The 18,437-nt window shown below is 59.2% G+C and carries 22 protein-coding genes; 9 read left to right on the forward strand and 13 right to left on the reverse strand.

Features of this window, described 5'->3' with window-relative positions:
* The first annotated feature begins 126 nt into the window (after window positions 1-126).
* Together ABFT80_RS20770 and ABFT80_RS20775 are read left to right on the forward strand one after the other, a co-directional pair.
* Window positions 127-711, forward strand: coding sequence for a DUF1214 domain-containing protein (locus tag ABFT80_RS20770; RefSeq protein ID WP_347973865.1), 585 nt, complete (start codon window positions 127-129; stop codon window positions 709-711).
* Window positions 704-1,267, forward strand: a complete 564-nt coding sequence (locus ABFT80_RS20775; RefSeq protein WP_347973866.1) for a DUF1254 domain-containing protein — start codon at window positions 704-706, stop codon at window positions 1,265-1,267. Before ABFT80_RS20770 ends, ABFT80_RS20775 begins: the two co-directional genes overlap by 8 nt.
* Here ABFT80_RS20775 and ABFT80_RS20780 read toward each other — a convergent pair.
* On the reverse strand, window positions 1,251-1,436 hold the full coding sequence (locus ABFT80_RS20780) for a hypothetical protein (RefSeq protein WP_347973867.1): 186 nt from the start codon (window positions 1,434-1,436) through the stop codon (window positions 1,251-1,253). The genes ABFT80_RS20775 and ABFT80_RS20780 overlap by 17 nt on opposite strands.
* Window positions 1,437-1,683: 247 nt before the next feature.
* On the opposite strand from ABFT80_RS20780, the gene ABFT80_RS20785 reads away from it, so the two are divergent.
* A complete protein-coding gene (locus tag ABFT80_RS20785) occupies window positions 1,684-2,604 on the forward strand; it encodes a hypothetical protein (protein WP_347973868.1) in 921 nt (306 codons plus the stop codon).
* 274 nt (window positions 2,605-2,878) lie between these two features.
* On the opposite strand, the gene ABFT80_RS20790 is transcribed toward ABFT80_RS20785, so the two are convergent.
* The 4 genes from ABFT80_RS20790 to ABFT80_RS20805 all read right to left on the reverse strand — a co-directional run bounded on the left by ABFT80_RS20790 (window position 2,879) and on the right by ABFT80_RS20805 (window position 6,314).
* A complete protein-coding gene (locus ABFT80_RS20790; RefSeq protein ID WP_347973869.1) occupies window positions 2,879-3,223 on the reverse strand; it encodes a DUF1491 family protein in 345 nt (114 codons plus the stop codon).
* Between the two features lie 75 nt (window positions 3,224-3,298).
* The gene (locus tag ABFT80_RS20795) at window positions 3,299-3,697 is read right to left on the reverse strand and encodes a DUF6157 family protein (RefSeq protein ID WP_347973870.1); all 399 of its coding nucleotides are present in this window, start codon (window positions 3,695-3,697) and stop codon (window positions 3,299-3,301) included.
* Window positions 3,698-3,760: 63 nt separating this feature from the next.
* Window positions 3,761-4,546, reverse strand: a complete 786-nt coding sequence (locus ABFT80_RS20800) for a peptidoglycan-binding domain-containing protein (protein ID WP_347973871.1) — start codon at window positions 4,544-4,546, stop codon at window positions 3,761-3,763.
* The gene (locus ABFT80_RS20805; RefSeq protein ID WP_455189978.1) at window positions 4,521-6,314 is read right to left on the reverse strand and encodes a sensor histidine kinase; all 1,794 of its coding nucleotides are present in this window, start codon (window positions 6,312-6,314) and stop codon (window positions 4,521-4,523) included. Before ABFT80_RS20805 ends, ABFT80_RS20800 begins: the two co-directional genes overlap by 26 nt.
* Window positions 6,315-6,776: 462 nt before the next feature.
* Here ABFT80_RS20805 and ABFT80_RS20810 point away from each other — a divergent pair, with 462 nt between their 5' ends.
* Complete coding sequence (locus tag ABFT80_RS20810) at window positions 6,777-7,163, forward strand: DUF5330 domain-containing protein (RefSeq protein WP_347973872.1); 387 nt, start codon at window positions 6,777-6,779, stop codon at window positions 7,161-7,163.
* Between the two features lie 59 nt (window positions 7,164-7,222).
* A complete protein-coding gene (locus ABFT80_RS20815; protein ID WP_347973873.1) occupies window positions 7,223-7,651 on the forward strand; it encodes a SufE family protein in 429 nt (142 codons plus the stop codon).
* Here ABFT80_RS20815 and ABFT80_RS20820 read toward each other — a convergent pair.
* Both ABFT80_RS20820 and ABFT80_RS20825 read right to left on the reverse strand, forming a co-directional pair.
* Window positions 7,648-8,439, reverse strand: coding sequence for a DUF6456 domain-containing protein (locus ABFT80_RS20820; protein WP_347973874.1), 792 nt, complete (start codon window positions 8,437-8,439; stop codon window positions 7,648-7,650). The two genes, ABFT80_RS20815 and ABFT80_RS20820, sit on opposite strands and share 4 nt — an antisense overlap.
* Before the next feature lie 2 nt (window positions 8,440-8,441).
* Window positions 8,442-8,861, reverse strand: a complete 420-nt coding sequence (locus tag ABFT80_RS20825) for a helix-turn-helix domain-containing protein (RefSeq protein ID WP_347973875.1) — start codon at window positions 8,859-8,861, stop codon at window positions 8,442-8,444.
* 206 nt (window positions 8,862-9,067) lie between these two features.
* Between ABFT80_RS20825 and ABFT80_RS20830 the strand changes: the two genes are divergently transcribed.
* Window positions 9,068-9,421 carry a cytoplasmic protein gene (locus ABFT80_RS20830; protein WP_347973876.1) on the forward strand — a complete coding sequence of 118 codons (354 nt, stop codon included), beginning with the start codon at window positions 9,068-9,070 and terminating at the stop codon, window positions 9,419-9,421.
* 17 nt (window positions 9,422-9,438) lie between these two features.
* Here the strand turns inward: ABFT80_RS20830 and ABFT80_RS20835 are convergent, their stop codons facing one another.
* Window positions 9,439-9,870, reverse strand: coding sequence for a MucR family transcriptional regulator (locus tag ABFT80_RS20835; protein ID WP_347973877.1), 432 nt, complete (start codon window positions 9,868-9,870; stop codon window positions 9,439-9,441).
* Window positions 9,871-10,256: 386 nt separating this feature from the next.
* On the opposite strand from ABFT80_RS20835, the gene ABFT80_RS20840 reads away from it, so the two are divergent.
* The gene (locus tag ABFT80_RS20840) at window positions 10,257-12,362 is read left to right on the forward strand and encodes a S9 family peptidase (RefSeq protein ID WP_347973878.1); all 2,106 of its coding nucleotides are present in this window, start codon (window positions 10,257-10,259) and stop codon (window positions 12,360-12,362) included.
* 443 nt (window positions 12,363-12,805) lie between these two features.
* Here the strand turns inward: ABFT80_RS20840 and ABFT80_RS20845 are convergent, their stop codons facing one another.
* The 4 genes from ABFT80_RS20845 to ABFT80_RS20860 all read right to left on the reverse strand — a co-directional run bounded on the left by ABFT80_RS20845 (window position 12,806) and on the right by ABFT80_RS20860 (window position 15,985).
* Window positions 12,806-13,741 (reverse strand): cytochrome c, encoded by a 936-nt coding sequence (locus tag ABFT80_RS20845; RefSeq protein ID WP_347973879.1) that lies wholly within the window; start codon window positions 13,739-13,741, stop codon window positions 12,806-12,808.
* Window positions 13,741-14,178: a c-type cytochrome gene (locus ABFT80_RS20850; protein WP_347973880.1), complete on the reverse strand. Its 438-nt coding sequence runs from the start codon at window positions 14,176-14,178 to the stop codon at window positions 13,741-13,743. Before ABFT80_RS20850 ends, ABFT80_RS20845 begins: the two co-directional genes overlap by 1 nt.
* A gap of 163 nt (window positions 14,179-14,341) precedes the next feature.
* On the reverse strand, window positions 14,342-14,941 hold the full coding sequence (locus ABFT80_RS20855) for a superoxide dismutase (protein ID WP_347973881.1): 600 nt from the start codon (window positions 14,939-14,941) through the stop codon (window positions 14,342-14,344).
* Window positions 14,942-15,106: 165 nt separating this feature from the next.
* Window positions 15,107-15,985, reverse strand: a complete 879-nt coding sequence (locus tag ABFT80_RS20860; RefSeq protein ID WP_347973882.1) for a branched-chain amino acid aminotransferase — start codon at window positions 15,983-15,985, stop codon at window positions 15,107-15,109.
* Between the two features lie 168 nt (window positions 15,986-16,153).
* Here ABFT80_RS20860 and ABFT80_RS20865 point away from each other — a divergent pair, with 168 nt between their 5' ends.
* Window positions 16,154-16,816 (forward strand): haloacid dehalogenase type II, encoded by a 663-nt coding sequence (locus tag ABFT80_RS20865; RefSeq protein WP_347973883.1) that lies wholly within the window; start codon window positions 16,154-16,156, stop codon window positions 16,814-16,816.
* 190 nt (window positions 16,817-17,006) lie between these two features.
* Window positions 17,007-17,732, forward strand: coding sequence for a L,D-transpeptidase (locus tag ABFT80_RS20870; RefSeq protein WP_347973884.1), 726 nt, complete (start codon window positions 17,007-17,009; stop codon window positions 17,730-17,732).
* Window positions 17,733-17,787: 55 nt separating this feature from the next.
* On the opposite strand, the gene ABFT80_RS20875 is transcribed toward ABFT80_RS20870, so the two are convergent.
* Window positions 17,788-18,420, reverse strand: coding sequence for a LysE family translocator (locus ABFT80_RS20875; protein ID WP_347973885.1), 633 nt, complete (start codon window positions 18,418-18,420; stop codon window positions 17,788-17,790).
* Window positions 18,421-18,437: the final 17 nt, after the last annotated feature.

An 18,437-nucleotide genomic window follows, 5' to 3' on the forward strand; every position in this document is an offset into this window, starting at 1 on the left:
CCGGCAGGACAGAGGGGGGCGCCTCGTGATTCCATCAAAACAGGAATCGCTCTAAGAGGCGCGGCAGGGTAGAATTTGCAAATAGTCTCGGGTATGCCTACAGGCGCGTTTTTAACCTCGGCATTCATGCTCAAAAATTCAATCCTGATCCTCATCACGGCCCTCATCGCCATTGGCGGCGGTGCAGCCAGCCTGTCCTACGCGCTGAAGGCGCAAGAGGGCGTCGGCGCAATTGCGGTTGGAAGCTGGGTCGCTTTCCCCGACATCGGCACGCCTGATGCCGATCCCTACACCAAAGCTCGCATATCGCGCGAAGGCGTTCTGGCGCTGGGCCGCGCCGAAGGCCTGTCCTTCATCGCGGAAAAAGACGCGTCGGGAAATATTCTGCGCCAGGAATGCGCCTATGTGATCGAAGGCAAGGTGCCGACCTCGCGCTTCTGGACGCTTTACGCCACCGACCGTTCGTTGACCGCCATCACCTCAAGCGGCGCCGGTGCCTCGGCCCTTCATTCCTATGGAATCCTGCGCGGCGATGGCGATACTTTCTCCGTTAACGCAGGCCGCAAGCCCTCGCCCGGAAACTGGCTCGCCGTCCACGGAAACGGCCCGATGTTTCTGGTGCTGACGCTCTACGACACGCCCGTCGCCTCCAGCACCGGCCTCAGCGGCATCCAGTTACCGCGCATCGTGAGGGCCGCTTGCAATGCTTAGGCTGCTCTATGCAATCCTGCTCGGCCTGCTCGGCGCATGCATCGTCCACATTGCGGTGCTGTTCCTCGTGCCGCAATTTTCGGAGCGGGATGCATGGTCGCGGCTGGCAATGGAATCCGGTCTTTATCGCATGACGCGGCTGGATGCGGAGGCAGGCACTGCACCTGTCGTCAAATCCGTCGATCCGCTGTTTTATGCCTCATCCTGCCGCTTCGACCTGACCGATGGTCCCGTACAGTTGCGCGCGCAGGGCAATGTGCCCTTCTGGTCTGCCTCGGTCTACGACCGCGCGGGACAGAACATCTACAGTTTCAACGATCACACCTCGACCGATGGTACGCTCGATTTCGTCGTGCTTACCCCGACGCAGATGCTGGCTTTGCGCAACGATCTGCCGCCCGCATTCGAAAAGTCGATTTTCGTCGAAGCCCCCGTCGAGGAAGGCATCGTGGTTGTGCGAAGCTTCGTGCCGGACGCGACATGGAAGCAAGCCGTCGAAGGCTTTCTCTCCGCCACCACCTGCACGACTGCCCTGCCCGTCAGCGCCGAGCAGTAGGGCGTCGTCCGTGGTCGCTTCCTGTCCGGCCAGCGATCACGCCTTCCGCAGCTTTTTCGCGCTCGTAACGAACGCCCGGAAATATGATGATTGATGCCGGTGTGTCGCGCACCGTCTTCGGCGCGTTCTGTGCCGTTCTTCGCGGTACGAATGCCAGTATGATACTCATGGTATGCGCCCTCTCTCGTTCGGTTTTAATCGAGATTCAGGTCTGGCCATGCCGTTTGCAGGTCGGTATCACTTCAATCCGACATCAGCCCGGACCGGAGCAGTCACGCAACGCCTCCACTGTCGATAAGGCCATCAGAGAGTTAACAGTCTGCTAACAAAATTCCTCTAGATTGAGCTTTCTCCCCCTGCATTGCACGCGCAACACAGGCACGGAGTGTTGCAGTTTTTCGAGTCGAGCGTACTTTGTGTCATCATCAGATTTCAGGCAGATTGCGTTGAAGGGCGAAGCTGGAAAAGCCGAAAGACTTTTTCGCGCCGCGGTTTCCGCTTTCTGTTCCCTGCCGCGTCCATCGAAGCAGGAAATAAGCAAGCTCGAAGACCTCACCCTTCCACTTTTCGATCAGGTTTCGCAGGAATCGCTGCGCTTCGTCTCCGCTGCCCTGTCGGAGTGCGAAACAGCACCCCACAGCCTCGTCCTGCGCCTTTGCAGCGAGCCGGTGGACATCGCGGCCCCCCTCCTTATCCGCTCGAATGCGCTGCGCGAAATCGACTTGATCACGCTCATCGCAACGCATGGCCTGCCCCACGCCAAGGCGATTTCGCGCCGCCTGAACCTCAATCCCAGCATCGCGCATCTGGCAACCGCCCTGCAGCGCGCCACCGGACTCAATGATGCGCTGGACGAAGACGACGCTGATGCCGACCCCGACGCCATCGAAGAGCCGCAGAGCCCCGTTCCCGGCGCCATGGCAGAGGAAGTGCGCGCGCGTCTTCGCGACATGATGCGTCCGGCCAAGACCGCCCCGCCCCGGCTCGACCGCGACGCCTATGTCAATCTCCGCGAGACCTCGCTCAAGGGCAACGCGACCTTCGTCGAGATCGCCCTTGCCGAAGCGCTGGATCTCGATCTCGAACGCGCCCGCCTCATCGTCGAGGCGACGGGCTATTCATCCCTGCTCACCGCCCTTCGCGCGCTCGATCTCAGCGAGGAAGAAGCCTTCCTGATCACCATGGCGATATTCCCCGCGCATTTCCCAAACCGCGAAGCGATAAGCCTGTTCCTCGGCCGCTTCCGCCTTCTCCGGCAGGAATCCGCGCAGGACCGCGTGCGCTCATGGAAAGGCGAAAGCGACAAACCCGGCTCGAAGCAATTCCGGGCGTCGTAGGGTGCCATCGCGGGCCACGATCCATTCCGGAACGCCAGATCGCGCTGGAGTCCTTCATTTTTAGATAGAACCGTTAGCGGGACAGCGCCCCCCTCTGTCCTGCCGGACATCTCCCCCACGGGTGGGGAGATCGGATTTCATTTCCGATTTCGCCAATCGTGAGCGTTGCAAGTCCGGTGGCAACATTGAAGCTGCCAATCTCCCCACCTGTGGGGGAGATGTCCGGCAGGACAGAGGGGGGCGCTGTCCCGCCGGCATTTCCATAAAACGAAAGCTAAAGCTCCGTCAGCGAAAGCAAATCCTCAACCGGTTCACTCCCTGCCTCCAGCTCAATAATCCAGATGTCGGAATCAAAACGCTTTTCCTTCTCCAGACGCGCATCGATGGCGCTTTCCTCATCGAAGGCCAGCTTGGTGAACTGCCGGTCATCGGGGCGCGCGCTGTCATAGCTTGCCTGCGGTGCAGGCCCGTAAAGACTGGCCTCACCCATCCGCCCCCGGCACAGCACAAACACCGCCCCCGCCTCCGTCGCCCCGCGCTTGATCACCGCCGCGAACCCGCCAGCGCCAAACACCCGGCGTATCATGGCCGAAACCCAAAAATCGGTCGTAACGCGCATGGCTGTTCCTGAAAGCTGATGTCGAAGGGCTTTTAGCTTGGCCGGGCAGCAATTGCGAGCCGGAGAGGAAGCGCACTATGTCCGGCTACTGCGCATTCCATTCACCACCTTCAAATCCTTGCGTCCGGCAAAACCCCGATATTCCTCAGTCTCCACCCCATAGAGCGCGACGCGGCTGTTTTCGTCATGGTGCAGACCCCAGCCGAATTGCTTCACCAGCGGCGAAGCGCGCAGGCAGGCCTTCGGCTTCGAGAAGAACTCCTGCCGCGCGGCAGGCCAATCCGCTTCCGCAATGTCCGCGCGCTTGGCGTGGGTCAGGAACAGCAGATCGTCGCTGGTGAGTTTATACGGCGCATCCCGAAGCATCGCATACTGGATTGCCCCGACCGAACCGGCCTTCGCAGGCTCCTGCCCGCTTTTCGCGGTGCTGTCCGGCGAGACAAGGATGAAGCCGTTTGTGTAATTCGTGGTCATTGGGCGCCTCTGAGAAGAGGCAGAATTCAGCCGATCGAAGCACTGAGTCAACAGGCAATCAGCCTATTTGATAAGGCCGATTTCTTTCATCTTCACATAGACGGCCTCGTCCGGCTGGCCGGATTCGCTCAAGCCGAACAGCGACTGGAATTCCTTGATGGCGGCGGTCGTGCGTGCGCCGATCTTGCCGTCCACTTCGATGCCTTCATTTCCGAAGGCGCGCAGGCCTTCCTGAATCTTGGCGGTACGCGCTTCGGGCCTCACCTCGGCAACGGGCTTCGGCGGCGTGATCGCATTGGTGATGTCGCGGCGCAGTGTCGGTGTCGGCGGTGCGGATGCCTGCTTTTCGGATGCGCCAAGCTGGTCCAGCAATTCTGCGTCGATCTCGCCCGATGCCTTCAGGCCCATCTTGGTCTGGTAGGCGGCAATTGCCCGGCGCGTGCCGGGGCCGGAAAGCCCGTCCACCGCATCGCTGTAGAAATTAAGTTCCTTGAGGATGGTCTGCACGCGCGCGATAAGCGGGTCGCCGCCGCGCACTTCTTCGACGGGCTCAGCCGGGCGCTCGATCTGGAATGTGGTTTCCGGTTCGTCCGCGAGCTCCTGCTCGACCCGGCTGACGGTTGGCACCGGCATGAAGTCGCGCGTCGCAAAGAAAGCCCCCAGATGCGCATGCGGCTGATACCACAGCGCATTTGCCGAGACATAGAACAGTGCTACCAGAAACGCCGTCGAGCCGCCGACGAGCACCGGGTTGCGCGAGACGAAGCCGCCAAGCGCTGCCGCGCCGTCATGCAGCACGCCGGGGCGTTGCTGCACCCGCTTCTTAGCCTGCCTTGCGGAACGGGCCATGTACTTCCTCTTTGGTCTTTTCCAGCGGCAGTGTCGCCAGTTCGCCGCGCCGTGCCTCCGCATAGCTTGCCGGGCCGTTGACGGGAAGGCTGATCGTTACCGTCGTGCCTTCAGCAGGCGCACTTTCGATGGACATGGTGCCGTCATGCAGCGCCACCAGCCCCTTGACCAGCGAGAGGCCAAGGCCTGCGCCGTCATACTGGCGCGTATAGTCGTTGCGCACCTGGCAGAACGGCTTGCCGATCCGCGAAAGGTCGTCTTCGGCAATGCCGATGCCTGTATCGCTGACCCAGAAATGCAGCCGCGAACCGACACGGCGCGCGCCGATCGTCACCTGGCCGTTGTCCGGCGTGAACTTGATCGCATTCGATGCGAGGTTGATGAGCACCTGCTGCACGGCGCGCTTGTCTGCATGGATTTCGGAAACGTCCGCCGCAATGTCGGTTGCCAGCGCGATGCGCTTTTCCGAGGCAGGCAGGCGCACCATCGCCTCGCACATTTCCACTGCCTCGCGGAAGCGGAACGGCTCCGGATTTGTCGCATAAGCGCCCGCCTCAAGCTTGGACACATCGAGGATCGAGTTCACTACGGCCAGCAAATGATTGCCCGACTGGCGCACCAGATCGACATATTCCTTCTGGCGCGGGTCGGCGAACTTGCCGAACATTTCATGCAGCAGCATGTCGGAAAAGCCGATGATGGCGTTCAGCGGCGTGCGCAATTCGTGGCTTACGGCCGCCAGGAAATTGCCCTTGGCGATTTCGAGGCTGTCCTTCTTCTGGTCGGCCTCGGCCAATGCGGCGCGCAGATCGCTGATTTCGTCATTCTCGCGAACCAGCAGCGTGAAGCCGTCGCCAAGCGCGCCTTCATTCAGCATTTCGATGAGGAACGGACGGTAATTGTCCGCGCCGCCCTCGACCAAGCGCGGCAGCCTGATGCGCACTTCCGCACGGCTGGCCGCCTTGCCTTCGCGCAGCGCTGAGAGCGCGCAGAGATAGGCAATGCGGTCGCCAATGTGGATACGGTCGAACAGGCCGGTACCGAACAGGCATTCCTGCGGCAATTGCAGCATGGTGCGCGACTTGTCCGAGGCTTCCATCACCTCGCCATTGCGCGCCATGCGCAGCACGACCGCATCGATGATCGTCTCAAGCGCCGCATCCTGCCGCTCCGGCGTTGCCGTCTCGAATGCGAAGCCGCCGCGCAGACGCGGCAGAAGCGTCGCGCCATAGGCCAGCGGAACGAGCCAATGCCAGGCGCTGATGGCGGGTGCTGCAGCAAACAGCGTCGCACCCGCAAATGCCTGCAGGGCAATCGCCGCCGCAGCAGCGCCCAGGCCCAGTTGCAGGCCACGCTTGCTGCGCGAAATCCAGAAAGCCTCGAAAGGCAATGCGAAAAGAAGAACGCTGACCGGCGAGGCAAGCCCGCCCGCCGATGCGATAATCATCGCAACCGCAATCGTGCCTGCAACAAGTGCCGCAATCGCCACGGGGCGCTCAGCGCCGCGAGAGGCGACGGTCAATCCGCCGAGCCAGCCGAGGCCCAAAGTCGCGCAGATTGCGGCAAGCGTCACCGCAACGCCGATCTGTAATGGCATGAACGACGCGATCGCGCCGCCGATAAGGAAGGGCGATGCCAGCACAAGTCCGATCAACCGGCGATGACGCGCACGCGCCTTCTCGCCTTCGATGGACGGATGCACCAGCCGTTCGCAGCCCTCTGAGACAGCGCGCAGGAGATCGTCGGTTCTTTTGGCAAATGAACTCAAATAACACACTCGCACATGGGCACCTCAAAAAAGGAGAATGGGTGGCCCGTTCTTACAAGTCCGAAACTCGCACCCAGCGTTTAAGGAAACGATAAAGCGCAGGCCATTTACGGGCTTTCTCCCTCTGAATAATGGGGTGTTGCGAGCCAAAATCACGTCAGTTTGTTTGCATGGTAAATGGAGCGTTTATTAAAATCGCACCGCCTGGAGCGTCCGAAACGGCCTCGAAACCAGTGGGCAACACACCCTCTTTCGAAAGAAAACAAAAACTTGGCTGGTTAATGCTTTATGACCCTGGTTTTTAAGGCTTATGTCAAAAGCCGCACAGGACCGATCAATTAAAATTTGAAGCAAATTTGCATGGCACCAGAAAGCGGTCTTTCGCATTGCTGTGTCACTATCGCCTCAAACAAGAGAGACCTTGGCGAGCAAGCAAGGTCCGACATGACGAGAGGGAAGGCTATGGGCTTTCTTATAAAGGCAGCATTCTGGTTTGCAGTCGTCCTCCTCATCCTGCCATTGGGCGGCGGCGAGGAAGGAGACAAACCCACCATCGGCGCGATACAGGCATTCTTCGCCGCGAAGGAAGCCATCGGTGACATTTCCGGCATCTGCGAGCGCAAGCCCGATGTCTGCGAAGCCGGGCAATCGGTCATGCAGACGGTCGGCGTCCGCGCCAAGGAAAGCGCCCGCATCGCCTATGAAATGCTCGACACCCAGTTCGGCCAGCCGGATGTCGCAACCACCGGCAGCGTGCCGGAAGCGCAGGGTCATGAGCAGCACGCCGTCGAGGCACCCGCATTCGAAGCCCTGCCGCAGCCGGTGCCGACCCCGCGCCCTGCACATTGAGGTTGGGTGCGTCCTCTTTTTTCCGTGACGTACCCGCCCGGCGCTATTATATCCCGCTCATGACCGAGACGATCCAGACCATCGAAACCATACAGGACGATTTCGCCTTCCTCGACGATTGGGAAGATCGCTATCGCTATGTCATCGAGCTTGGCGAAGCCCTGCCCGACTTCCCCGATGCTCTGCGCGACGATGCCTACAAGGTGCCGGGCTGCGTCAGCCAGGTCTGGCTGGTCACGGATGCGGGGAACGGCCAGGATCCGGTCATGAAGTTTCGCGGCGATTCCGACGCCCATATCGTTCGCGGCCTCGTCGCAATCATGCTGGCGCTTTTCTCTGGCCGCAAAGCCAGCGAAATCATGGCGATCGATGCCGAAGCGACCTTGCGCGGCCTCGGCCTCGACGAGCATCTCTCCCCGCAGCGCGCCAACGGCCTGCGCTCGATGGTCAAGCGCATCAAGCGTGATGCGACCGACGCGCTTGCCTAGCTGATACTCGGCCGGTAGCCCTCGGCACCCCAATGCAGCACGGAACCGCGCGGCTTTTCCGCTCTTTCGGGGTAGTAATGGCGGCTTAGAACGCCAAGCGCTGTTTTCAGAATGATCTTGGCAGAGCGTATCGGCCAGCCGCGCTCGCTTTCGACTTTTTCCAACCCTTTCAAAAAGCAACAAACGTCGATCAGCACGCCCGAAAGCTCCGGCCCGACTGAGCGGATCGCATTGTCGACCCGTTGGCGCGCCGCAAGGGCTGCCTCCGTGATCTCGACCGCACCCGAAGCGCCGCCGACACGCCGGCCGGACGCCAAACCCGCCATCCAGTTCGCGCCGAGACGCGGCATGAGCTGCCCGCGCGTATAATCGGCACGCAGGCGCTCGCCTGCATCATATTCGCGACCGGTCAAAAACGGCCTGCCGTCGCGCGCCTTGCGCCGCACCAATTGCCCGAGCGGCGATTCCGACAGATTGACCAGGGCCACGGCATCCGCGCCATTCGCAACAATGATTGCCGGTTCGAGTTCCAGCGTTGCAGCGCCCAGCACATCCGCACGCACAGACTTTACGTGGGCCACTCCTTTGACCGAAAGCGAAACCTTGTTTGCCTCACGCGTCAAAAACCCGCCTGCGGCGAGCGCTTCAATATCGTCGCGCGAAACCGAAATCGCCCCGCGATCTCCCCCATCGAGCATGAGTTTGCCCGCATCGGCCATGTCCGCAGCGACAATTGTGCCTTTGGTGAGAAACATCAGAATTCGGCTCGCAGCCTTGCTGTCGTTCATCTCTATACCTCCAGCCGGTTGCGGAATGCGGCAATCGCGATGTTTTCCGTCATTGCCAAAACGCTTTCGAAATCGGGATCGTCGCGCAAATCTTCGATGGTCTTGCAGGCATAGACGACCGTCGTCCTGTCCCGCCCGAAGCAGCGCCCCACCTCTTTCATGCTCAATTGCAGGATCGTGTGCGTCACATACATGGCGATCTGGCGCACGCGCGTTATCTGCGCGGCCGAGCGTCCGCCCTGCCGCAAATCCTTGCTCGATACGTTGAAGAGCGCCGCCGAGATGTCGATCATGCCTTCGCATATCTCCATCGCCCGCTCGTCGCGCCGTGCCGAAGGCGAAACGGCAGGACCATACACATAGGCGGGATAGGTCGTATCCTCCTGCCTCACCTCCTCAAGCGCGCTGCATATCGACTTCACCGAACCTCCTCCTGTGAATAGGAATAAGTTCTTATATCGCGGCGAAACGAAGATGTGAACAAAACAAGATCAAAAGAGCCGACAGTGAATCGTCAAGTCATTGAAAAAACGTGAGTAATAAAAATCCCCACTGTTCGTTTGGCACTCGTTTCTCCCCCTGTCTCCAGCCGGCGCGATAGTCGACCTCGAAAAGACGAGGGAAGATCATGTCGATTGCAGAAAATATCAGAAGCGAGTTCGAGGCGTTTCGCGTCAAAAAGCTGGGCGAGACCGGCGACGCCAGACAAATGGCAGCGCTGCAGCTCGCATGCGGAATCGATTTCGGGGATTTATTGAACGCCGAAGGCGAGACGCGTCGCAAGCTCATCGAAAAGCTGACGCGGGCGATAGAGCGTGAGCGCCTGAGAGGCGTCAATCGCCATTGGAGCTACGATCTGAACCGTCACATCGCGCTCAAACAGGCGCTGGACCGGCTTCTTGGAAAGGATCATTTGCCGCGTGAACGCAAACCGCCGCGCACAAAAAGAAAAGGGCGTCTTGCGACGCCCTTGAAGATATAAGGCCCCCCGACGACGTTTTACTTCGTACGTGGTTTGGCCTTGCGGCCCAGGCCCATTTTCTTGGCAAGCTGCGAACGAGCCGCGGCATAATTGGGAGCAACCATTGGATAGGTCGCATCGAGACCCCACTTCTCACGATACTGATCAGGGGTCAGACCGTAGTGAGTCATCAAATGGCGCTTCAGCGACTTGAATTTCTTTCCGTCTTCAAGGCAGACGATATAGTCGTCATGAACGGACCTTTTCGGGTTGACCGCAGGCTTCTGCTTGTCCACCACAGGCGCTTCCACAGTGCCGCCGACACGACCGAGTGCCGCATGAACATCAGCGATCAGATTGGGCAACTCGCCCACAGGAACCGGATTGTTGCTTACGTAAGCAGCAACAACGTCAGCAGTAAGCTCAATCAGCATGTCGCTGTTTCTTGAGGGTTGTTCAGAAACGTCCATTTTCGTTGGGCCTCGGCATATGTTGAAATGTATCGTACTCTAGAATTCAAGTTGCAAAACACGCGCAGTACAACCAATCGTGTACGCGATTCGTATCGCGTCCTTCTAATGATCCCCATTAAAAGATGAGTCAATTCAAACTTTTTGTTGCAGTAATAAATATGTTGCTACGTGAAAGTTTTCGCAACGTAACTAATCTTGTTATTTGCGATCCCCATTCAGTATGAAGCAGATGGAAACAGTGTGACGACAGGAAGCTGTCTTTTTATATTCACCACCGCTAATTGAACTATTGAAACTGGCCGTACCAGCCCTACCTGCGCCACTTTGCCAATCCGGCGTTTTCCTTGTTGGAAGCCGATAAATCGCCAAATATAAGAGAAATTATGACCAAAAATACGATTTTTGCCGCCGCTGCCGCTCCAAAAACTGAAAAACATCCCGTTTACGACACTAGACACGGTATTACGCGCGTCGATGAATATGCGTGGCTGCGCGCGCCTAACTGGCAGGACGTGTTCAAGGATCCGGCTGTTCTGGACCCCGCGATCCGCCAGCATCTGGAAGCAGAAAACGCCTACCAGACCGAATTGATGGCCGACACGAGCGAACTTCAGAAGACGCTTTTTCAGGAAATGAAGGGCCGCATAAAAGAAGACGATTCATCCGTGCCGATGCGCGATGGCCCCTTCGCTTATGGCTCGTCTTTCAAGAAGGGCGGCGAGCAGCCGCGCTATTTCCGCACCCCGCGCGATGGCGGCGCAGAGGAAATCATTCTCGATGGCGATGCAGAGGGTGAAGGCAAAGCCTATTTTCGCATTGGCGGCGTCGATCATTCAGGCGACCACAAGCGCCTGCTCTGGGCCTATGACGACAAGGGTTCGGAATTCTACACGCTGACGGTTCGCGACATAGAAAGCGGTTCTGACCTTGCCGACCACATCGCCGACAGCGGCGGCTCCGGCGTCTGGAACGCCAGCAATGACGGCTTCTACTACACGCGCCTCGATGCGAACCATCGCCCGTCGAAAATTTTCTTCCACACGCTGGGCAGCGATACTGCCGAAGACCGCCTGATCTATGAGGAAACCGATCCCGGCTTCTTCATGAATGTCGGTGGCTCGCGCCGCAATGACTGGATATTCATCGGCATCAACGACCATGAAACATCCGAATATCGGCTGCTCAGGACCGACGACCCGGAAGGAACGCCGAAGATCGTCGTGCCGCGTGAGCCCGGCCTGCAATATGATCTGGAAGAAGGCGGCGACGTCTTTTTCATCCTGACCAATGCCGATGGCGCAAAAGACTTCAAGATCGTCACCGCGCCGGTCGATGCGCCGGGCCGCGAAAACTGGAAGGAACTGGTCGCGCATGAACCCGGCCGCCTGATCCTCTCCGTACTCGGCTTCAAGGATTTCATGGTGCGGCTGGAGCGCAAGGACGGCCTGCCGCGCATCGTCATTCACGAACGCGCCACCGGCGAAGAGCATCTGATTTCCTTCGAGGAAGAGGCTTTCTCGCTCGGACTTTCCGGCTCCTACGAATACGACACCGATATGATGCGGTTTTCCTATTCGTCGATGACCACGCCCGGCCAGCTCTTCGACTACAATATGCGCACCCGCGAACGCACTCTCCTGAAAACGCAGGAAGTGCCTTCCGGCCACGATCCCGAAAACTACGTCACGCGCCGCCTGCTCGCACCTGCGCATGATGGCGAACTGGTGCCGATCTCCCTACTATATCACAAGGATACGCCGCTCGACGGCAGCGCGCCCTGCCTGCTTTACGGCTACGGCTCTTACGGCATCGCAATCCCGGCGTCCTTCAACACCAATTGCCTGTCGCTGGCCGATCGCGGCTTCGTCTATGCCATCGCCCATATTCGCGGCGGCAAGGACAAGGGCTATTCCTGGTACGACGAGGGCAAGCGCACTAAAAAAACCAACACATTCCACGACTTCATTTCCGCGGCGCGCCATCTCGTGGCAGAAAACTACACCAGCCATGATCGCATCGTCGCGCAGGGCGGGTCCGCAGGCGGCATGCTGATGGGCGCGGTGGCCAATATGGCACCCGACGCGTTCGGCGGTATCATTGCCGAAGTGCCTTTTGTGGACGTGCTCGCGACCATGCTCGACGAGACCTTGCCGCTCACCCCGCCGGAATGGCCGGAATGGGGCAACCCTATCATTTCCGAGGAAGATTACCGCACCATCGCGGCCTATTCGCCCTATGACAATGTCGGCGCGCATGATTATCCGCCGATCCTTGCAGTCGCGGGCCTGACCGACCCCCGCGTCACCTATTGGGAACCCGCGAAATGGGCCGCGCGCCTGCGCGAACGCAAAAGCGGCGACAATCCCGTCCTGTTCAAGATCAACATGGATTCAGGCCATGCCGGGGCCTCTGGCCGTTTTTCGCGACTTGAGGAGATCGCGTTTACCTATGCGTTTGCGCTGAAGGTGGTTGGCAAGGCGACAGCTTAACAATCGTTTGAGCACTGCCGGAACGCCCCCACTCCGCCCGCTACGCGGCCACGTCTCCCCCACTTGCGTAGGGGAGAGGAAGGAGTGGTGGTGACGTCCGCGCTACAATGTGCAACTTCGAATGTGAACTACCCTTCGCACGCCTGACGCCTTTCCTCTCCCTCACGAAGTGGGGGAGAGGTGGCCGCGAAGCGGACGGAGTGGGGGAATGGCGAAGGCGGACTAAAGGCTAGGGAATTTCGAGGCTGCGCTTGACTTAGCACCCCTCTCTGTCCTGCCGGACATCTCCCCCACAAGGGGGGAGAACAGCTATCAGCTCCGTCGGCTTTCGTTTTGTAACGATCAAGATTTGCGAAATCATCGATGAAAGCTAGTCTCCCCCCTCAAGGGGGGAGATGTCCGGCAGGACAGAGAGGGGTGTTAAGTAGAGCACTACTCAGCCCTCACCGCCGCGCCGGATACCCATTCGCGTGACCCGGAATCGCCTTCAAATAAGCCGCGATCGCCGCGCGATCCTCGCCGGTCAGTTTTGCCATGTTCTTTTGAACATCGACCATCGTGCCGCCGACTGAATCGAAGTCCGGTGTGAAGCCGGTTTCGAGATAGTTCTCGATGTCGCCTGCCGACCATTCGCCGATGCCGCCTTCTGGCGTGATGTTTGGCACCACGCCACCGCCTTCAGCCGCGACCGCACCTGCCAGCCACTGGCTTTTGTCGGTTCCGCCCATCGCATCGCGAGGCGTATGGCATTCGCCGCAATGGCCCGGCCCTTCGACCAGATAGCGCCCGGCCATCACCTGCGGTTCGGCATCATTCGGCAGAGCGGCCACAGGCTCGGCGGAAAGATTAAGCCGCTTCCACAAGCCAACGCCGCGCCTGAACGAATAGGGGAACGACAGGTCGTTTTCCGCGGCCCTGCCCTGTACCGGCGGCAAGGTTTTCACATAGGCGAAAAGGTCTGACACATCTTCCGGCGTCATGCGGGCATAAGACGCGTATGGAAAGGCCGGGTAAAAATGCTCGCCGGAAGGCGACACGCCTTTCAGCATGGCGTTGGCGAAATCCTCTGCCGACCAGCTTCCAATGCCGTCATTCTGGTCGGGAGAAATATTGGGCGGTACGAATGTCCCGAACGGCGTCTTGAGTTCGCGCCCACCGGCAAGTTGCAGCAGTGCATCGCCCTCTGCACCGGCAGCCGCGTGACAGGAGGCACAACCGCCCGCCCAGAATATGCGCTCGCCCTTTGCAGCGTCTCCGGGCGTCAGCTTTGCAATGGTCGCCGCTTCCAGCTTTTGCGGAGCCGAAAGCAGCCAGAAGGCACCAGCCCCGACGACGAGCGCGACGCCCGCCGCAAGCGTGATGCCTCTTGCGATGCCCATCAGCCCTTCTTTATGCGAAATGCCTGATGGCAGGTGCCGCAATTGGACGTGACCTTGCCGAATTCGGCCTTGAAGGCTTCCAAATCGCCCGGTGCTGCCGCGACTGCTGCCGCCGCATCGGCCTTGTATTTATCTACGGCTGCCTGAAAGCCCGCCTTGTCTTCCCAGATCTTGGGCGAAGCGGTTGATTCATCGTTCGTGCTGCCTTCCGGGAACAACGCCTCGACGTCGAGTTTCTGCGCGTCTTCGTTCAGCGTGGTGAGTGCGGCCAGAACTTCTGCTGCATCGAAAGGCTTTTCGCCTTTTGCGACCGGCGCCAAAGCACCAACCGACCTGCCGAAGGATTTCATGAGAGCTTCGCGATCCGCGATCGGATCGGCAATGGCTGCAGACGCAGCAAAAACGAGAGCAGAAATGGCTAGAATGGTTTTTTTCACGTCGCACTCCGGGGTTGCAGAAAGCTGCCTAGGGGCCTGCGCTGAAAATGGCCGAAAACGTTTCAGAGTTCCCTTCACGGTTGCGTGATCAACGTGATTTACCCGAAAAACAAAAAACCCCGGACAATGCCGGGGTTTTTCTGAAAGTCGCGAATGCGCTTGATTAAGCGGCCTTCTCGTAAAGCTCTGCCACGTAATCCCAGTTGATGAGATTGTCGACGAAAGCTTCGAGGTATTTCGGGCGCGCGTTGCGGTAATCGATGTAATAGGAGTGTTCCCACACATCGACGCCGAGGATCGGCGATGCGCCGTGAACCAGCGGGTTTTCGCCGTTCGGGGTCTTGGAGATTTCCAGCTTGCCGTTCTTCACGGAAAGCCACGCCCAGCCCGAACCGAACTGCGTGGTACCGGCGGCAATGAAATCCGCCTTGAACTTGTCATAGCCGCCGAGATCGCTGTCGACTGCCTTCTGAAGCGCGCCGGGCAGCTTGTTGCCGCCGCCGCCCTTTTTCATCCACTTCCAGAAATGGACGTGGTTGTAATGCTGTGCCGCGTTGTTGAAGAGACCGGCATTCTTGCCGAACGACTGCTTGACGACTTCCTCAAGCGAGAGGTTGTCCAAACCGGCTTCCGCCGCAAGCTTGTTGCCATTGTCCACATAAGCCTTGTGGTGCTTGTCGTGGTGGTATTCGAGCGTTTCCTTGGACATGTAGGGCTGAAGGGCCTCATAATCATAAGGCAAAGCGGGCAATTCAAAAGCCATGGTCGTACTCCCTTATTGGCAATTCTGATCTCTATACAGCACAGACATATGGTGCATTCGTTGCCGAACAACCCCTGCACCAATGATCCGTACTCTGTAGATCAAGTTTATGAAAAACGGCAGACGCTTTTCCGCAAAGTCCTGCCTATCTGCGAAATAAAATACTCAAGCCACCGGCGTCGATTTCGCCCAGTCCCAATAGAGTTCACGCGCCTTCTTGGCGACCGGACCCGGCTGCAGGTCGCGATCTTCGATCTTTGTCACCGGAACGACCTTGGAATGGTTGCCCGTCGAGAAAATCTCGTCCGCTTCCAGGAAATCGCGCACGCTCAGCGTCTTTTCCGTGGTGCGGAAGCCGTAATCGGCCAGAAGCGCCATGGTGCGCGCCCGCGTGATGCCGGAAAGGAAAGTGCCGTTGGCGGCGGGCGTGAAGATATGCCCGTCCTTCACCATGAAGATGTTCGATGAGCCCGTTTCGGCGACATTGCCAAGCATGTCGAGAACCAGCGCATTGTCGAAACCGCGCATCTTGGCTTCCAGAATGGCACGTCCGTTGTTCGGATACAGACAACCCGCCTTCGCATTGGTCGGCATGGTTTCGATGGTCGGGCGGCGGAACGGCGAAACGCTGACCGAAAAGCCGGTCGGTGCCAGCATCGGCGATTCATAAAGCGACAGGCAGAAGCGGGTCGATGCCGGATCGGCCGGAACGCCCATATATCCGCCATGCTCGGCCCAATACATCGGGCGAATATAGACTGCCGTGTTGCCGTCGAACTTCTTCAACCCGTCCCATGTCAGCTCGACGATTTTGTCCGGCGTCATGGTGGGCTTGAGACCGAGCGCGATGGCCGATGCGTTGACGCGCTCTGCGTGAAGCTGGAGATCGGGCGCGACGCCTTCGAACCAGCGGGCGCCGTCGAACACCGTCGATCCAAGCCACATTGCGTGGCTGCGCGGCCCGATTATCGCGACATTTCCCTCGTACCAGTCGCCATCGACATAGGTCCAGGTTGTGCTCAGCGCTTGTGTCGCAAGGCTCATAGATGCTCTATCCGTATTCGATTGACTTGCCCCGATGGTTGATCCTTTGCGTGCGAAGGTCAACCGTTGTAACAGGAAAACCATCGGTCCAGCCTTGCCGGCTACGTACCGAATCGGAAATGCGGGACCGCGGCCTTTACGCGGTCCCGATCATAGAATGACAGAAATATGAGCCACTCCGCCTACGTTTTCGATGCCTATGGCACGCTATTCGATGTCCATGCCGCCGTGCGCCGTCATGCCGATACGATCGGCCCCGACGGCCAGCGTCTTTCGGAAATCTGGCGCGCCAAACAGCTCGAATATTCGTGGGTTCGCACCCTCATGGGCGCGTATCAGGATTTCTGGGCGCTGACCGAGCAATCGCTGGATTTCGCGCTCTCGCAATTTCCGAATGTCGATTCGGGGCTTCGGGCCAAGCTTCTGGACGCCTATTGGAACCTCGACTGCTACCCGGAAGTGCCATCCGTGCTCAAAGCGCTGAAAGCCGATGGCGCGCGGCTCGCGATACTTTCCAACGGCTCGCCCGGCATGCTCGAATCGGCAGTGAAACATGCCGCGCTCGATCAGGTGATCGATGAGGTATTCTCGGTGGACGCGGTCAAGCGCTTCAAGACCGACCCTTCCGTCTACGATCTGGTGACGACCGGCTGGCGGCTGTATCCGCAGGCGATCTCGTTCCAATCCTCGAATAGATGGGACATTGCGGGCGCGGCGAAGTTCGGCTTCCGCACGGTCTGGATCAACCGCGGCAACCAGCCGGACGAATATGCCGACTACAAGCCGTCGCTCATTCTGCCCTCGCTGAAGGGCATGCTGGATTTCAAATAAGTGGGCTTTGGACGGCTGAAATAAGTGTTGCTGAAATGCAACATCTTAACGCCAGTCGTATCTTCGCCATTTTTTCTTCACCATCGCGCCCGATTTGAGGCCACCTATCGATTTGGTGATTTGAAGACTTGCAACTTCCCCGATATGCAAGTGTCACGACCGTTCATAATTAGTGAAAGCACTCAGCAACATGTCCGACAGTCCGGAATTTCCCTCGAAGTTAAGCCGTCGCGGCTTTTTGAGCTCGGCGGCTGCCGGGCTTGCTGCCGTAACGCTATCGGCCTGCACGACGACTGCGCCACGCAGCGCATCCTACTCAGTCCGGCCCGTGCCGACCGAGCCGCCACTGCCCGATTACGCCACAATGTATGCGCCGGTCGTGGATGAGGGATATTCGGTTCCCGGCATTCCATTCGAGCAAATCGATCGCCGTCTGCTTCGCCAGATCGTCGCCGACCCGACGGGCGAAGCGCCCGGCACAGTCGTCGTGGATACCGGCGGTCACTACGTCTATTTTGTGCGCCCCGGCGGACAGGCGATCCGCTATGGTGTCGGCCTTGGCCGTGCTGGTTTCGAGTGGTCCGGTCGCGCTGTCATGCAGTGGAAGCGCAAATGGCCGAAATGGACACCGCCAGAAGAAATGATCCAGCGCGATCCGAAGCTCCGCAAATGGAGCGTCGACAATGGCGGCATGCCGCCCGGCCTCACCAACCCGCTCGGCGCCCGCGCCCTCTACATCTTCCAGAATGGCGAAGACACGCTCTACCGCCTGCACGGCTCCCCCGAATGGAAATCCATCGGACGCTCCGTCTCGTCGGGCTGTGTACGCCTGATGCACCAGGACGTGATGGACCTTTACGACCGCGTGCCCAACGGCTCGCCCATCGTGGTTACTTCGGGCGTCGGCACCGCCTGATCTCGATTTCGCGGCTCGTCTCTGGCGGGCCGCGATTCTCTATAGGAAGTGCGTCCTACCGCCGTGCCTCAGTCGCCATCCTCACCGCGAGCCCCGCCAGAACCGTCCCCATAATCCAGCGCTGCACAACCAGCCACATCGGCCTTCCCGCCAGGAACACGGCAATGCTGCCTGCGGCCATCGCGATCAGCGCGTTGACGCCGACGCTGATGACGATCTGCGTCAATCCCAGCGTAAGCGACTGCGTCAGAACACTGCCAACCGCCGGATCGATGAATTGCGGCAGCAGCGACAAATACATGACCGCGATCTTCGGGTTGAGCAGATTGGTCAGAAAACCCATCATGAAGAGCTTGCGCGGGCTGTCTACCGGCAGGTCGCGCACCTGAAACGGTGAGCGGCCGCCGGGCCGCACCGCCTGCCAGGCGAGATAAAGCAGATAGAGCGCACCCGCAAAGCGCAGCGTGTCATAGGCATAGGGAATAGCGACGACGAGCGCCGTTATGCCGAAAGCCGCGCACAGCATGTAGAAGACGAAGCCGAGCGCGACGCCGCCAAGCGAAATCAGGCCCGCCTTACGGCCTTGCGATATGGATCGCGAAATCAAATAGACCATGTTCGGCCCGGGCGTCAGCACCATGCCGAGCGCGATCAGCGCAAATGCGAGCAGGCTGGATATTTCGGGCATGCGCGACCCTGTCAGAT

It is taken from the genome of Foliimonas ilicis, assembly GCF_039939195.1.
Classification (GTDB): domain Bacteria; phylum Pseudomonadota; class Alphaproteobacteria; order Rhizobiales; family Rhizobiaceae; genus Foliimonas; species Foliimonas ilicis.

What these genes read in the sequence shown, in the direction of transcription:
- ABFT80_RS20780 (WP_347973867.1), bottom strand. Translation starts at nt 1,436, where the DNA reads ATGAGTATCATACTGGCATTCGTACCGCGAAGAACGGCACAGAACGCG.
- ABFT80_RS20815 (WP_347973873.1), top strand. Translation starts at nt 7,223, where the DNA reads ATGACCGAGACGATCCAGACCATCGAAACCATACAGGACGATTTCGCC.
- ABFT80_RS20855 (WP_347973881.1), bottom strand. Translation starts at nt 14,941, where the DNA reads ATGGCTTTTGAATTGCCCGCTTTGCCTTATGATTATGAGGCCCTTCAG.
- ABFT80_RS20800 (WP_347973871.1), bottom strand. Translation starts at nt 4,546, where the DNA reads ATGGCCCGTTCCGCAAGGCAGGCTAAGAAGCGGGTGCAGCAACGCCCC.
- ABFT80_RS20840 (WP_347973878.1), top strand. Translation starts at nt 10,257, where the DNA reads ATGACCAAAAATACGATTTTTGCCGCCGCTGCCGCTCCAAAAACTGAA.
- ABFT80_RS20865 (WP_347973883.1), top strand. Translation starts at nt 16,154, where the DNA reads ATGAGCCACTCCGCCTACGTTTTCGATGCCTATGGCACGCTATTCGAT.
- ABFT80_RS20775 (WP_347973866.1), top strand. Translation starts at nt 704, where the DNA reads ATGCTTAGGCTGCTCTATGCAATCCTGCTCGGCCTGCTCGGCGCATGC.
- ABFT80_RS20845 (WP_347973879.1), bottom strand. Translation starts at nt 13,741, where the DNA reads ATGGGCATCGCAAGAGGCATCACGCTTGCGGCGGGCGTCGCGCTCGTC.
- ABFT80_RS20810 (WP_347973872.1), top strand. Translation starts at nt 6,777, where the DNA reads ATGGGCTTTCTTATAAAGGCAGCATTCTGGTTTGCAGTCGTCCTCCTC.
- ABFT80_RS20875 (WP_347973885.1), bottom strand. Translation starts at nt 18,420, where the DNA reads ATGCCCGAAATATCCAGCCTGCTCGCATTTGCGCTGATCGCGCTCGGC.
- ABFT80_RS20860 (WP_347973882.1), bottom strand. Translation starts at nt 15,985, where the DNA reads ATGAGCCTTGCGACACAAGCGCTGAGCACAACCTGGACCTATGTCGAT.
- ABFT80_RS20820 (WP_347973874.1), bottom strand. Translation starts at nt 8,439, where the DNA reads ATGAACGACAGCAAGGCTGCGAGCCGAATTCTGATGTTTCTCACCAAA.
- ABFT80_RS20830 (WP_347973876.1), top strand. Translation starts at nt 9,068, where the DNA reads ATGTCGATTGCAGAAAATATCAGAAGCGAGTTCGAGGCGTTTCGCGTC.
- ABFT80_RS20870 (WP_347973884.1), top strand. Translation starts at nt 17,007, where the DNA reads ATGTCCGACAGTCCGGAATTTCCCTCGAAGTTAAGCCGTCGCGGCTTT.
- ABFT80_RS20790 (WP_347973869.1), bottom strand. Translation starts at nt 3,223, where the DNA reads ATGCGCGTTACGACCGATTTTTGGGTTTCGGCCATGATACGCCGGGTG.
- ABFT80_RS20835 (WP_347973877.1), bottom strand. Translation starts at nt 9,870, where the DNA reads ATGGACGTTTCTGAACAACCCTCAAGAAACAGCGACATGCTGATTGAG.
- ABFT80_RS20770 (WP_347973865.1), top strand. Translation starts at nt 127, where the DNA reads ATGCTCAAAAATTCAATCCTGATCCTCATCACGGCCCTCATCGCCATT.
- ABFT80_RS20795 (WP_347973870.1), bottom strand. Translation starts at nt 3,697, where the DNA reads ATGACCACGAATTACACAAACGGCTTCATCCTTGTCTCGCCGGACAGC.